Raw genomic sequence first — 253 nt, forward strand, 5'->3', positions numbered from 1 at the left:
TTGGAAGTCGAAGGAGCTTGCGTCAATGGCCACGGAGATGGGTCCTATGTTGGCTACTGCAGATTGGAGAGCCGACTCACTTCCACTCTGGACGTCTTTGTACCCGGTGATCGTGGCTCCAACATTGGCCTTCTTAAATCTACAGGTGTCGTCCTCAGCTTCGTAGGGATAAGACGCTTCAGTGTCGATCCCTTTGTTGTTCTTGACGTATTCAAAAGCATAGTCCATCAAACCACCGTTACATGACTCGTTT

At 49.4% G+C, this 253-nt stretch carries 1 protein-coding gene; it reads right to left on the reverse strand.

The genetic code is table 11. The features are described 5' to 3' along the window. Positions 1-253, reverse strand: a 253-nt coding sequence (locus tag L9G74_RS21365) for a C1 family peptidase (RefSeq protein WP_275297559.1), incomplete at both ends; no start/stop codon positions are given.

Origin of the sequence: Shewanella electrica (genome assembly GCF_022321485.1) — a bacterium.
Classification (GTDB): Bacteria; Pseudomonadota; Gammaproteobacteria; order Enterobacterales; family Shewanellaceae; genus Shewanella; species Shewanella electrica.